The 13,638-nt window shown below is 56.0% G+C and carries 10 protein-coding genes; all 10 read right to left on the reverse strand.

What is annotated here, in order from left to right:
* The 10 genes from ACIQT8_RS24230 to ligD all read right to left on the reverse strand — a co-directional run bounded on the left by ACIQT8_RS24230 (position 1) and on the right by ligD (position 13,242).
* Complete coding sequence (locus tag ACIQT8_RS24230; RefSeq protein WP_400970810.1) at positions 1 to 990, reverse strand: ABC transporter substrate-binding protein; 990 nt, start codon at positions 988 to 990, stop codon at positions 1 to 3.
* Between the two features lie 559 nt (positions 991 to 1,549).
* A complete protein-coding gene (locus tag ACIQT8_RS24235) occupies positions 1,550 to 2,080 on the reverse strand; it encodes a 2'-5' RNA ligase family protein (RefSeq protein WP_400970813.1) in 531 nt (176 codons plus the stop codon).
* Positions 2,081 to 2,256: 176 nt separating this feature from the next.
* Positions 2,257 to 4,437, reverse strand: coding sequence for a TonB-dependent receptor (locus tag ACIQT8_RS24240; RefSeq protein WP_400971049.1), 2,181 nt, complete (start codon positions 4,435 to 4,437; stop codon positions 2,257 to 2,259).
* A gap of 120 nt (positions 4,438 to 4,557) precedes the next feature.
* On the reverse strand, positions 4,558 to 4,866 hold the full coding sequence (locus tag ACIQT8_RS24245) for a DUF2218 domain-containing protein (protein ID WP_400970816.1): 309 nt from the start codon (positions 4,864 to 4,866) through the stop codon (positions 4,558 to 4,560).
* A 17-nt stretch (positions 4,867 to 4,883) separates the two neighbouring features.
* Positions 4,884 to 7,166, reverse strand: coding sequence for a TonB-dependent receptor domain-containing protein (locus tag ACIQT8_RS24250; protein WP_400970819.1), 2,283 nt, complete (start codon positions 7,164 to 7,166; stop codon positions 4,884 to 4,886).
* Between the two features lie 132 nt (positions 7,167 to 7,298).
* A complete protein-coding gene (locus tag ACIQT8_RS24255) occupies positions 7,299 to 8,294 on the reverse strand; it encodes a FecR family protein (RefSeq protein WP_400970822.1) in 996 nt (331 codons plus the stop codon).
* A gap of 98 nt (positions 8,295 to 8,392) precedes the next feature.
* The gene (locus ACIQT8_RS24260) at positions 8,393 to 8,938 is read right to left on the reverse strand and encodes an RNA polymerase sigma factor (protein WP_262527177.1); all 546 of its coding nucleotides are present in this window, start codon (positions 8,936 to 8,938) and stop codon (positions 8,393 to 8,395) included.
* Between the two features lie 243 nt (positions 8,939 to 9,181).
* Positions 9,182 to 11,365 (reverse strand): TonB-dependent hemoglobin/transferrin/lactoferrin family receptor, encoded by a 2,184-nt coding sequence (locus ACIQT8_RS24265; protein WP_400970826.1) that lies wholly within the window; start codon positions 11,363 to 11,365, stop codon positions 9,182 to 9,184.
* 454 nt (positions 11,366 to 11,819) lie between these two features.
* On the reverse strand, positions 11,820 to 12,059 hold the full coding sequence (locus tag ACIQT8_RS24270) for a tautomerase family protein (protein WP_400970829.1): 240 nt from the start codon (positions 12,057 to 12,059) through the stop codon (positions 11,820 to 11,822).
* A 130-nt stretch (positions 12,060 to 12,189) separates the two neighbouring features.
* Positions 12,190 to 13,242: a non-homologous end-joining DNA ligase gene (gene ligD / locus ACIQT8_RS24275; RefSeq protein ID WP_400970832.1), complete on the reverse strand. Its 1,053-nt coding sequence runs from the start codon at positions 13,240 to 13,242 to the stop codon at positions 12,190 to 12,192.
* Between the last annotated feature and the right edge of the window lie 396 nt (positions 13,243 to 13,638).

Raw genomic sequence — 13,638 nt, forward strand, 5'->3', positions numbered from 1 at the left:
TTACTCCGTCACGGCGAAGGTACGGTTGACGATGGTTTCCGGATCGAGTTTCGCCGGATCAATTGCCTGCGCTTGTGAGACACGGCGCCAGGTTTCCGCCAGACGAGCCTTTTCAAAAACGCCGAGACCATCCTTCTCCGTCACCTCGTTGAAGATCAGTGGCAGTGCGTCTTTCAGTGATCCCTCGACATCCTCGGCACCGAGTTCGGCCACCATGGCCGTTACGGCTGCTGCGGCCTTCTGCGGGTTCAGCCTGGAGAACTCTATTGACTTTCTGTAGGCGGCGACAAAGCGTGCGGCGACCTGGGGACGTTTGGCAAGGAAATCATCGCTTGCTATCAGCGACGCGGAGTAGAGCTCTAGACCGGCCGATGACCAGGGCAATGCAATGATGTCCTTGCCTGCTTCCTTGCCCTGGTTGCTGTAGCGCGTCAGGTCGGTCATCCAGGCGATGATCCCGTCGGCGTTGCCCGTCATCAGCATCGGACCGAGCGCACCGGGATCAGCTTTGACAAGTTTGATATCAGCCATGTCGATGCCGGCGTCCTTGAGGACGAGCGGGAGATAGACGTTGGATGATGTGAATGGCGAAGTTGCGATCGTTTTTCCCTTGACGTCAGCGACGCTTGCGATCGATCCGCCCTTGGCAACATAAAATGCATGTGGGCCCTTGTTGAAAAGGGACATGACAGCGGTCACCTTGACGCCTTCGTTGGCACGGGCGGCCATCAGTGCGCCGATATCGGAGATCCCGATGTCTGACGATGCGGCTGCAAGGCGGGAGATGGCGTCTGTAGAACCGCGGCCCGAGGCGATCTCGACCTCGATGCCAGCCTCAGAACAGAAGCCGTCCTGGACGCATACGTAAATCGGCGCCTTGTCTCCGCCTGGAAGCCAGTCGAGCTGAAAGACAACCTTGTCAGCGGCCGTTGCGGTGCCGGCGGCAAGGGCTGCGGAAAGCGCATAGATAGCAAGCTTGGTGCGGGACATGGGACTGCCTTTCACAACAGGTGTTCGGATTTTAAGGACGGATGGAGGAAGTCAATCGGGCCAGGTGCCAGTCCGCCTTCAGCGAGCCTGGCAAGAGCACAGGCGCGCTTTGAGACACTTTTCCCGATCAGGCACGCAAAGCATGGATGGTCGCGAAGCTGCTCGAGCTCATGATCAACTTGAATGGATGCTGGCGAATTATTGTGATTATTTCCCTGCACTTAGACGCCTCCCCGACAGAATTATCCGTCGAGCAATGTCCAGAACTCAGGGTTCAGACCGCTTCTACTCGGTGCTTTTTTGTCGCACGAGAAATTGCTTTCTTGCAAGTTTTTTAGTTCGAAAATGAGCGTGATGGAAAAACAGGCATTTGTAATGGTGGCGCACTGAGGTTTCTGAGGCTAAAGGTCTTAGTGCCATGATTTATAATAATAAAAGACTGAAGTTTTTGGGAGACGTGGCGCCTGAATTTTACGCGCTCTAATAATTAGAACGCAACATCCATAATTCTATGGCATTTGCGACGCGCACAGAGCGGAGTTTGGCCTATGACGCGTGTTCAAATTCTGGCGGCGACAGTCTCGGAAAATGGAAATGTCGCGTCCTTCTCCCATGGGCCATCGAGGTATTTCCAGAGATCAATACCGGTGATCTCGATGCTGCGCGGGCAAAAGCCGGCGCGCAATTCCTTGTACAGTGCGTCTGCGGAAGCCTTTGGTGCACGGTTCTGGATGGTGATGTGGGGGCGCCAGGGCTGCATGTCCTGCGAACCGAGCCACTGGATGAAGAGGGATTTGAGCTCGTTTCGGGCTACCGCAAGCGGTGCGCTCTCCAACGAGAATGCGACACCGGCACCGAGATGTCGAACACCGGTTATGTCGGCGGTAATCGTGTGGTGTACTGCGGTGATGGTTTCGAGGGCAGCAAGAATGATGTCGTGATGCTCTCCGGGCAGACGATAAAACATCGTCAGGTGTGCACTCAGGAAGTTCCTGTTTGGCGGGAAATGTCGTTTTCGCAGGAGATCAAAGGGTTCGAGGTCGCTTTCCGCAATTCGTGCCGTGACGATCAGGGGAGAGCGTGTCTTCAAGTAAATGTCCTTTCATGCCCGATCCATAGGACGTGTTGCGGAGCCGTGAATTTCGCCGTGCAGGGGTAGCCACAAGCAAACTATAAAACGCACTGATCTGTTCGTCTCTCATCAAAAAATGGCCGCACCTGATCGGTGCGGCCATGATGTCACGATTGCCGGTGGGGACGTTCTCGTCAAAAATCGAACGATGCCGAGAGCATGAAGGTTCGAGGAGCTCCCGCAGCAAGGAAACCGCGTGCTGACGAGGCCCAATAGTTCTCGTTGAAAACATTCTCGATGTTTGCCCGGATTTCAACGGCCTTGCCGTTTTCACGGGTGAACTTGTAGCGACCGCCAAGGTCGACACGCGTCCAGTCATCGATCTTTTGCGTGTTGGCCTGATCGTAGAGTGTGCTTCCGCTATAGAGAACCCGACCCGTCATCGTGAGACCCTCGACCCAGGGCAGGTCATATTCGCCGTAGAGGCTGATCGTCGTCTTCGGAACACCCGGCACGCGGTTGCCATCAAATGTCCCGGCTCTCGTCCGTGCAAGCTCTGCATCCATGAAGGTTACACCGCCCAGCAATCGGAGACCATCGACTGGCTCGCCGAATATCGAGAGTTCAAGACCACGGTTGATCTGGCGACCGTCAACCGAATAGGTATTCGTAGCCGGATTGGTGTAGGCGCTTTCCTGCCTGATCTCGAAAAGTGCCGCACTGACGGCAAATGAGCCAAGATCGTATTTTGCGCCTATCTCCTTCTGATCGTGGACGAAAGGAGGGAAAATTTCGTTGGCATTTGCCACAGTTGCCGGTGCGATGGCTCCCTCGGACAGCGCTTCGACATAGTTGGCGTAGACCGAGAAATTATCCGTGACGCTGAAGTTGGCGGCGACAGCAGGGCTGAACCGTGACTCTTCGTAGAAGTAGTTCTGCTGACCGATCGGCGTAGCACCGGGGCGTGTGTTGAAGCCGCGTGAGCGCACTTCCTGATAGCGGCCACCGACCGTCAGGTCGAGGCGATCGTCGAAGAAGGAAAGTGTATCGGAGATCGCCACGCTGGTAGAAAGAAGATCGGCAAATAGCGGCAGGTTGTTGGAGCGCGGCAAAGCGCCGGTGTTGACCGAGCCATCGGGCAGGAAAACCGGATTGTAGATATTGGTTGCATAAGAGCCCGGAAGACCGAGTGCGCCGGGAAGGAAGCCGCCTCTATAGTTTTCATTCAGGCTCTTCTGCAGCGATACATTGAGCTGGTGGCCAACCGGGCCTGTATCAAATTCCGACCGGAAACCGATTTCACCCGAGAAGCCCTGGATCTGTTGTGGTTGAATTGCGAGTGTCGATGTCGCATCGCCGTTGGAGTTCAGAATGGTGTAGGACGAGGTAAGAAAGTCCTCGCGGTAGCGGCTGGCGCCAGCGGCGGCATAGATCGTCGTATTGTCGAGGATATCATATTCGATGCGGGCAGCCGCCATATTGTGGGTGCTGTCATGATATTCGAACGGGCTGGCGGCATTGATCTTGCCGTCCGGGGCACTCGGGATTGCAATACCGGCAGCCGCAGCGTTAAAGAGTGATGTTGGTGCATCGATATTCTGCGTCGAATGGTTGAGGTCGAGCGATGCTCGCACGTCTTCTCCGCGATAATCGATCCCGAGCGATGCGACACCCACCTTGATCTCATTGTGATCCATCCCGGTGTCGCCGAACCGGTAGGAACCATTGGCGCGGATGCCCCACTCGCCAGCCGGGCCGAAACGGCGACCGATATCGGCGTGGTTCCAGAGTTGACTATCGCTGATGTAGCTGGTGGTCAGTCGTGTCAGCGGTTCGTCGGCTGCGCGCTTTGGAATGAGGTTGATCGTACCGCCGACGCGGCCCATGCCGCCGTTCACGAACGCTGTCGGTCCTTTGAGAATCTCGACCCGCTCGATCCCTTCAAGGAAGCTACGACGCGGATTGGCGATATAGGGCAGGCCATCATAGAGGACGTCGAGATTGACCACCGAGAAGCCGCGAATGAAGAAGGAATCGCGTTCACTGTAAACAGGCGCATCCTGGCGCACGGACGGATCGTTGAGTGTCAGATCGGCAACCGTTTTCGCCTGCTGATCGCGGATCAGCCTCGCCGTGTAGGCGGTGACGCTGAAGGGTGTTTTCATGATGGATCGATTGCCCAGTGCGCCAAGGCGTGCACCTTTAGCAACCTGGTTTCCGGCATAAGGCTCAGCGGGCTGGCCGATCGTGCCAGTCGCTGGCGGACGGCCCTCGGATGTACCGGTAACAACGATGGTTTCAAGCCTGGTATCGGAACCGTTAGCCGCTCGTGCGGTGCTGCCTGTTTCCTGGCCATGCGCGAGAACCGACGACATTGTCAGCATTGATACGCCCGACAGAATGGCCAGGCTGCGTCTACGCAAGCCCTTGTTGAAATTGCCCCTCAGCATATTTGGTATTAACCCCCTGTTAGATGGAATGGATCGTGTTGAGTTTCAGGATTGAGCGGATGCCTCTGTCAGCGATTGCCATCGCAAGGCATCGATGGCTTCTCGAAACGCGAACTGGATAAGATGTCGTTCGACCACCGACTTCGTTTCGCGCAGTTGCGCCTCGTCAGGCGACATGACGCTGATCCGCAGTTCGCGGTCGTCGGCGTCCAGGATGGCGGTCCCGCAGATGAAGCGGCATTCGCCGTGATTGCCATCAACAGAGACGTCGACCTTGTGAGCAAAATGCTTGCAAAGCTGCGTCAGGTACTTGCCCGCATGCTCCGTCTTAACAATTGCCAGTGCTTCCTTCATGATTCCCCCGTTCCCGTTTAAAACGTTGCCCTGGCCGCGATCAGGAAGGAGCGTCCAGCTTCCAGAAGTGGCGTGACATTGCCGAATTCCTGGCCGTAGGTTGCGCGTTGTGCGTAGGTCTCATTGAAGAGGTTTCTGACCTCGGCCCGTAACGTGATGTTGTTTAGCTTTTCCGGCTTCCACTCGGCGAAAGCATTGACGACCGTATAGGCTGCGTAGGGCGTACGGACCCCTGCTGCATTCTCGACTACGTGATCGTATTCGGGGGCGATTTCTATATCCCCGCCGATCGTCAGGTTCAGCTCGTCAAGGGTGCGTGCTGCTGTGATCGTGACGATGTCGCCGACTGGGCTCGCAAGGTAGTTGCCACTGTCAGAGCTTGCAGGGCGTCCATCCACATCCACGTCGATATGGACGTATTTTGCCTTCACATAACCACTCGCCGTCTCGTAGCCGAGACCGATCTCGAAGCCCCGGGAGCGAAGGTCGCGCTGCCGCAGCGCCCCGCCTGCGGCTAGGCTGTAGAGAGGTACGCGGGCATTGGAGATATCCGTTCCAAACAGGCTGGCCTCAGCGATAAACCCGTCAACCTCGGCCGTCAGGCCAATCATATAGTTTCTGGATGTAACTGGCCTTGGCCCATCTCTGCCGTAATCCCATTTTGGATTGATGATAAAGTTTTCCGTCAGTGGCACGCCCGCCGAAATGCGGGAAAAACCCGCTTTGGCGGTGATGATATCGGTGAGATCATATTCGCCTGAGACATTCCCGCTGAAGCCCGTGGTGTTGAAACTGCGGCCATCGACACCGGTGAAACGCTGGCGGTCAACCCGACCTCCGACGGACAGTCTTGTGCTGTCGAATGGCTCAAGGCGAGCCTGGGTGTAGATCCCTGTGTTAAAGGCCTTTTCCGCGCCAGCCTCATAGGGGTCGTCGAGTTCTGCCTTGTCGCTGTAAAAATCGATGCCGGAAACGACATTGCCGAAATCGAATGAAAACCTGTTTTCGAACTTGCCGTTGAGGCTCGAGGTCTTGCCAGTGTCGTCATAAAGCCGGCCCGGTGCACCATAGATCGGGATGGTCACGTCGGTCGCGCCATAAGCCAGCAGCAGCTTCGGGTCCCACCATTCCTCCGGCGTCTCGTCGGTATAGGTCAGGACCGTATTTTGCCGGTCGAGCCGGTAGTCGCGCAGGCGTGGCTCCCAAGGGCGCGGAGTTGCAACAAAACCGGAATTGGCCCGGTATGGGCGCGGTGCATCATCGATGATGCGATCATGACTGAGTTCAATCCTATCGCCGCTTTCGAACTCGTAACCGATCTTGCCAAGACCGCTCAAGAGATTGGTCTTTGTACCCTCGACCCGTTGTCCGTTGCCGTCATCGAACTCGTTGCCTCTGCCCAGAGTGACGTAGCCGAGGAAATCCAGCCTGTCCTTCCGGCCGTAGCCGGAGATCCCGGAGATCGTCGTTCGGCTGTTGAAGTCGTAAGTAGATGTTACAAGACCACCAAAACTCCTGCCGTCCTCGAGAAGATCAGACACTTTCTTGGTCTCGTAACGGATCGATCCGGCAAGTGCACCGGGTCCCGCATCTGCAGGCGCGATACCGGAATCCACGTCAATTGCGCTCAGGATCGAAGGGTCGATGAGAGTGGTTGCGTTGTGGTGGAAGACCTTGTTGTTCTGGCGGGCACCGTCGATGCTGATTGCCAGATTGGTTTCCTCGATGCCGTTGACATAGACCTTCTGCGACATCGGCAGTGAGCTTCCCACCTGTACGCCGGCCTGCTGCCGAAATACGTCGGCAATGCTGATCGGATTGAGTTGCTCCAGTTGATCCGGACCAATCACGGTTTCAGCGACATCACCCTGTCCAATATTCTGAGATTGAACGACGATCGGCGCCAGAACATGACCTTCGTCGCCTGTCTCATTAAGACCGCTCTTTATGCCAATGATCGCGGTGCCGTTGGATATGCTGTAGGAAATCCCCGTGCCTTCGAGCAATTGACCCAAGGCGTCCTGCGGCGACATCAAACCGGAAACGGAACGTGATGTGACACCTTGCGAGGTGGTAGCAGCCAGCGTGACCTGAAGGCCGGATTGCCGTCCAAAAGCATTCAGAGCGGATGCGAGCGGTTGGGCAGCAATGTTGAAGCGGTGCTGCGTGGTCTGTGCCACAGTGGACGTCGGGGTGAAAAACGGGAGAGTTGCGATCGCCACCGATGCCAGCAGCCGAAGCGCGTATGCCTGTGCGCAAGCCGGGCCTTTCTGCCGTTTCCCATTCACCAGAAGCGTCATGACGCTCCAACTCCAATTCGTCTTTTATCGATAGGCCGCTTGCCTGTGTTCAGGGGTAAAGACGATCAGGGTCGGAGCATTTTTCAGCGCAATGTGAAAAATTTTTTGAAAATGCGTTGGAACGCAAGCGGCCTAGAAAAGTGCAAGGACGCGCAGATAAGGCGAAATGCGGTGCACTTTGCCGCCAAAGGGGCTGACGAGCGCTTCAAGGGCCCGATCAGGGTCTGACAGGTCGTAGAGGCCGGTCACGCGTCGATCACCAAGCTCAAGGCTCGCGAGCTGGATCCAGGACTGGTGGTATCTCTGTAACTCGGCAATCACGGCAGATATCGGAACGTCCTGCACAAAGAGCTTGCGGTCGCGCCAGGACGCTATGGCATCCACGTCAACAGTCGCACGCTTGAGGCGTCCGCTTGAGCGATCAAGCGATACGGTGTCGCCGGCCGTCATCCTGAGTGTCTCCGTGCCCTTGGCGTCGGACAGATTGACCGCTCCGTGCGCGAGCTGCACCGTCTCAGTTTCAGACGTGATGTTGACGTCGAACGCTGTGCCAACAACCGTTACATCAAGTTCGTCGGTCTTGACTGTGAAAGGGCGACTGGCATCGGGACGAACATCGAAAAAGGCCTGTCCTGAAAGAAGCCTGACCTGACGTCTTCCTGACGAAAAATCCACAGCCAGAGCACTCGCAGCCGAAAGCTCGACCGTCGATCCGTCTTCGAGCGTGATCTTTCGGACCTCTGCCGTCGCCGTCGTGTAATCGGCATTGCTTCGTGTCAGGATCTCGGGTGTCGTCACCACCGCAACAAGACAGGCGGCGAGCGCTGCGACTGCGATTGAAATGTTTCGTGCGCGCGCTGTTTTGCGCACACGTCCGGTGTCGGGCGAGCGGCGGCGCTCAAAGGGAGGCGCGTTCTGCATGAGCGATGGGTGGGACGGTGCCGTGGCACCCATAACCTCCCAGGTCCTGTTGGCCTTTGCCCAGGCCTGCCGGTTCTCGGCAGAGCCGTTCAGCCAGAGGACGAAAGCTTTTTCGTCATCAGCGGTGCGTGCAGGTTCGTTGAGGCGTAGGAACCAATCCATCGCCTCTTCCAGCCGCTCTTCACTTGTCTGCTCTTCCCGCGTCACATCATACCTGCTTCGAATGTCGAGAGGTTTTAACCGAATTTTCCTGCTGACAGTAGAAACGATTAGCGCGGGGATATTTTTCGTTGAGAATGGGCAGTTCAGGCATTTTTTCTATCGAGCGCGATCGCAATTTTTACCATCGCTGTTTTGACGTGCCGGTGTGCCGTGGCAACAGACACACCGAGATGCTGGGCGACCACTTCCAAAGTCTGTCCGCCATGACGGTGCATTTCGACGGCAATCTGGATGTCTTCGGGGAGGGAGGCGAGCACGTCCTGGGCAATGCGCACTTCATCACAGAACATCGTCGTCTGCTCCGGCGTTTCGGATGGACGCGGAACGATCCAGAATGGTGGATCTTGCGATTGTGCACGCTGTTCGATCTTGCGGCGTTTGACAATGTCGAGGGAAAGATTACGAACGATCCGGTAGAGATAGGTCAATCCCTGACGCGCCGTTTCACCTGCAGAGACCTCGGGCGCGAAGCGCAGATAGGCTTCCTGAACCACATCTTCTGCGGCATCCCTCGATCCAAGTATCCGCGCAGAATAGCTTATCAGTGCGGCTCGATGCCCCCGGAACAATTTTTCAGCTTCGAGGCTCATGTCGAGGCGTTCCTGTTGCTCCGGCTGTCTATCGTGCACGCTGTCTTCCGAAAGCTTTCCGATTGAACTGCATTGATTTGGATAGGTATTTGCAAGGTCGGCTTATCTAACAGCAAAAACATGACTTAGAAAGTCATATTCAGCTTGCCTGCAGCAATTGTGAAGTCCTCTCCTGTTGTACTGTTCGAAAAGCCTGGCGTCGGCGTCTGTCGACGCCAGGCTCTGCCAACGTGATTGTGACACCGAGGCGGCGTTCTTGCCGCCTCGTTTCTGGGAAATGCCTTAAAACGTTTTGGTGATCGACAGTTTGAAGTAACGGCCAGGCTCGGAATAATAAGACCGGTTTGTCGAGGTTACCGAAGTGACATCCTTGGTTTCCAGCGCGTCGTAGTATTCCTTGTCGAAGAGATTGTAGACGCCGGCCTGAATGCGCAAGCCGTTCAGCTTTTCAGGTGCCCACCATCCGGTGAGATTAAAGATGCCGTAGCCGGGAGCCTTGAAGTTCGCCGTCGAGTTTTCCGAAACGCCCTTGACGCCGATCCAGTCGAGATTGGTGCCCCATGTTTCCTGCGAATATCCGACACCAATGATGGCTTTGAGCGGTGCTACCGAGGCGAGTTGTTCACCGGTTTCGAGATCCTCACCCTTGGCGTAGGCGATCGATGAATGGATCTCAAAACCATTGTCGAAAGCCTTGTGGCCACGTGCTTCGAGGCCGTAAATCCTTACCCGGTCGCGATTGTAATATCGGTAGGTTCCAATCCTGTAGCCGGTTTCCGCAATGGTTTCTGTGTCGATGAAATTGCGGTATTTGTTGTAGAAGCCGGTGATCCTGCCACCGAAGCTCTCGTCGCCGAGATTTGCTCCAATCTCGAAGCCGTTGCCGAACTCCGATTCGAGATCTGCGTTGCCGACCTGTCGGTAGAGAGGGGCATTATCATAGTTGCCATAAAGCTGGTCGGTCGTCGGTGCCTTGAAGCTCATCGCCCACTGCGCAAACAGGGTCACCTGTGGCTGGATTTCCCATTCTGCCCGCAGCTTTGGCGAGAACGCGGAATCACTGACGGTATCAGGTAATCCGTCATATCCGGAATTTGCTTCATACTGCGACGAGGATTGCGGTTTGTAATTGAAGTAGTCGAAGCGAATGCCGGGCGTCAACGAAACGTTGCTATTGCCGATCTCGATACGGTCGTCGATGAAAACACCGAACTTCGTGCCATCGACATCGGGCGTGTTGGCCTGATTGGTGTGGTAATAGGCGCATGCGGACACGTATGTCGTCGCGCAGCTATCGACGCCGTTGAGGTATTGTTCCGTCGAGAATACGGAAATATCGGTACCGAGCGTTACCTCGTGTTTCAGCGCGCCGGTATCGAAGTTGCCGGTGATTGCGCCGACGAACCCGACAGAATTGTTGGTCGTTTCACTGATGCGGCTGTAATCGCCAAGCGGTGCTGTCGTGCTGCGGTAGGCGTTGTAGCCTTCGAGGCGTTCCAGTTTCTGATAATAAAGTGACGCCCATGCGCTTTGGATAAGGGCGTCTTCAGCAATGGCGTCATATTTATAGTCAAGCGAGATACGGTTGCGCCTCGTCTCGGCCAGCGTGTCATATCTCGTGTAGTTGCTGGTGTAGGAGCTCTTGGCATCGGTGTCCTTGTCGGTGGTGAAGCGCTCCGCCGTTATGCCGATCTGGTGCCCGCCTTCGAGTTCGTGACGCAGTTTGAAGAGAAGATTGGTGTTGTGGTAGTCCGCCGGATCGGCGACCGTGCGCGCGCTACCCGTGACATCGTTTGAGCCATTCGTTTCTTTCTCGTGGCCTTTCTTGTAGCTGCCCTGGAAAAGAACTGACGTGTTGCCGATCTTGCGGGCCACGCCGAGCGAGCCGATGATCGAGTTGTCGGAGCCGTCATAAATCGTTTTGGCGAAGCCTCCCCAGTCTTTCCCAGGCTCGATCAGGTCTTCGGGCTCCAGTGTGCGCAGCAGGACTGCGCCGCCCATTGCCCCCGAACCGGCACGGCTGGAATCAGAGCCACGCAGGATGGAGACGGAGGCGAGGGAGGTGAAGTCATAGCTGTCCGCCGCTCCTCCATAGGCACTCCACACGAAGTCTGAGAGATATGGAACGGCGATGCCATCGATCGTGGTAAGGACACGGTCGTCTTCCAGGCCTCTGATGTTGACGCTCTTGGATGCAGACACAAGGCTGACGCCGGGTTCTGTCGTATCGCCCAGGTTATCGAGGTTCTGGATATCTTTTTTCGCGATGGTCGCTCTGTCAGTCTCTGTCGCAAGAGGTGTGTCGGCGACGGTGCCTTTCACCCGCTTGCCTTTTACCACGATCTTTTCGAGCGTGGTCGCATTGTCTGGGGTTGCCGGCTCCTGCGCACCGGCTGTTCCAACGACAGCAAGCAGTGCAATTGCAGTGCACGCCTGCAAACGGGAGCGGTATTTGGGAATGGCCATTTTATTCCTTTCGAGCGTCTGGGCCTGAAATTTTTCAGAGGCTTCATTTGCGACGCCGGCACATTCCGGGAATGCGGAGACGGTCGAGAATGCTCGCCTGCCGCACACCTATTAAAATCTGAGTAAATCACTCAAGATAGATTCTTCACGAGAAAAATTAGGAAATATTTCTCTGATCAACCTGTTGCGATGCAGCAACAGCCTGCCCATCAGGATCGATATTGGCCGGTTTTATGAAGCATCGTTTCGAGAATGCTCGGTCTAGAAAGGGACAAAGAAAAAGCCGCGATGTGTGATCGCGGCGTTTTTTGGTATCCGGATTTGGCATGTGGGAGTCAGGCTCGCCTCACTTTCGCGCGGAAATTTAGCCGTTCCCAACGAGCGCGCAGTATGATCAGCGGATTTTGTCAGGAGGCCCAATAAGGCTGGAGAGGATTGCAGTCCTCCGACGACCTCAGGACTTTGCCAATGTGCCGTATCCGGGGCGCTTGTATAGGGCGTCTTCGTTCGCGGCGATCTCTGGTGAGTAGACGTCGGCGTCCCAGTCTGCTGGCTTAACTTCAGTGATGGCAATCGACAGGGACGCATCACTTGAGCCGAACACCGTCTTGGCGGCTTCAACCACCTTTGCAGCGAACTCCTGTTTCTGTTTCTCTGTCCGGCCAGGAAACATTTTTACGGCGATATGCGGCATTTTGATTCCAATCGTCTGGTGCTTGGTGACTGAGTGATTGAATACGCAAGAACGGGGTCATCGACAATCGACGTCAACGTAGACCTGGACCCGCAGTGATAAGATGGCAAGTGGCGTGCTCCGGCGGTCTTCAGCCGATGTGGAAGACCTGGGCGTTGTCCTGGTGTTCCCGCAACCCCTTGTAGGATGCATGGCGAAGTTTTCCGTCTTCAGTCCAGGCCCGGAACTCGATCTCGGCGATCAGCGTCGGCTCGACCCAGATGATGTCTGTCTCTTCGGACAAGGCCACAGGCGGCTGCTTGCCTTTCCAGCGCAGGATGTCGAGCATCTTGCGCAGTTTGACGGCCTGCGCCTGGTTGAAGCCTGTTCCGACGCTGCCGACGTAAACGAGTTCATCGTCACGGTAGGCCGCAAGTGCCAGCGACGCAAAGCCGGCAGGGGAGGCTGCCGAAGCCTGATAGCCGACGATGAAAAATGCTTCGCTCTCGATACACTTGAGCTTTATCCAGTCACCGGTCCGGCCTGAGCGATAGGGCTGATCGTTACGCTTGCCGACAATGCCTTCAAGTCCGAGGCGACCGGCATGTTCGAGCAGTGCGACAGGATCGGCGTCGATGGTTTCTGAAAGGCGGATGGCACCACCGTGACCTTTCAAAGCTTCTTCCAGCAGATGCCTGCGCGAGCGATATTCCGTGTTTCGCAGGTCATGGCCGTCGAGATAGAGCAGATCGAAGACGTAAAGAGTGGCGTTGGAAGCGCGGTTGCCGGGCCGTTTGCCCGAGGCGCCAAGCGACTGCTGCAACAGGCCGAAGTCTGAGCGCCCGTCATCGTCCAGGAGAACCGCCTCGCCATCAATGATCATCGATGCCGGTCCAAGCGCCTTTGCTGCTTCTTGAATGGCTGGAAAACGGTGCGTCCAGTCATGGCCATTGCGTGTCAGGATCCGTACACGCTGCGCATCAATATGGACCATCAGGCGATAGCCGTCCCATTTCACTTCCCACGACCATTCTGATCCTTTGGGAGGGCGATCTTTCAACTGCGCAAGCGCCGGCTCAACGCGATCAGGCATTGGTTCGAAAGGAAACTGGGATTGGGCTGGATTGCGCTTCTTGCGCGGCCGTGAACGGACCGAGGCGTCGGTATCACGAAGGAGCGGTTTGGATCTCGGAGACTTCGTCATGCGGTGATTTCAACAGACAAATCTTAAGAACAATGTGACGCTTCGCAATTTACCCTTTTTTTCAGCCATGCACATCAAAGAACCAGCTTGGGTGCTAGGTTTTCTTTTGAGGGAGACTATCGCAGGTGCCGCGCGGGACCCTCAATCCACCCTTGTTCAGCTTCCGTTTTTTGCTTCGGAACCAAATGTGTGGATCTGCGTTCATTTTGCAGCCAAGCAATTCCCCCGTCCCCCCTCAGATGCTTGGCTGAGAAAGAGGCACGGCTTTGTAAACGCCGTGCCTCTTTACGTTTTGGCCAATTTCATTCGCGTGGCGGCTGTGGGAGGGAGTGAACCATCCATACAAAGTCTGTATCAGTCCAACTGGCGCTCGAAGTCCCGCTGTTGCCTCGGCAG

It is taken from the genome of Agrobacterium sp. NPDC090273 (assembly GCF_044772305.1).
Taxonomy (GTDB): Bacteria; Pseudomonadota; Alphaproteobacteria; order Rhizobiales; family Rhizobiaceae; genus Agrobacterium.

Coding starts and splice junctions, on each gene's coding strand:
- ACIQT8_RS24245 (WP_400970816.1), bottom strand. CDS start 4,866: ATGAAGGAAGCACTGGCAATTGTTAAGACGGAGCATGCGGGCAAGTAC.
- ACIQT8_RS24250 (WP_400970819.1), bottom strand. CDS start 7,166: ATGACGCTTCTGGTGAATGGGAAACGGCAGAAAGGCCCGGCTTGCGCA.
- ACIQT8_RS24265 (WP_400970826.1), bottom strand. CDS start 11,365: ATGGCCATTCCCAAATACCGCTCCCGTTTGCAGGCGTGCACTGCAATT.
- ACIQT8_RS24230 (WP_400970810.1), bottom strand. CDS start 990: ATGTCCCGCACCAAGCTTGCTATCTATGCGCTTTCCGCAGCCCTTGCC.
- ACIQT8_RS24270 (WP_400970829.1), bottom strand. CDS start 12,059: ATGCCGCATATCGCCGTAAAAATGTTTCCTGGCCGGACAGAGAAACAG.
- ACIQT8_RS24240 (WP_400971049.1), bottom strand. CDS start 4,437: ATGTCGTCGGTTCTCGCGCATGGCCAGGAAACAGGCAGCACCGCACGA.
- ligD (WP_400970832.1), bottom strand. CDS start 13,242: ATGACGAAGTCTCCGAGATCCAAACCGCTCCTTCGTGATACCGACGCC.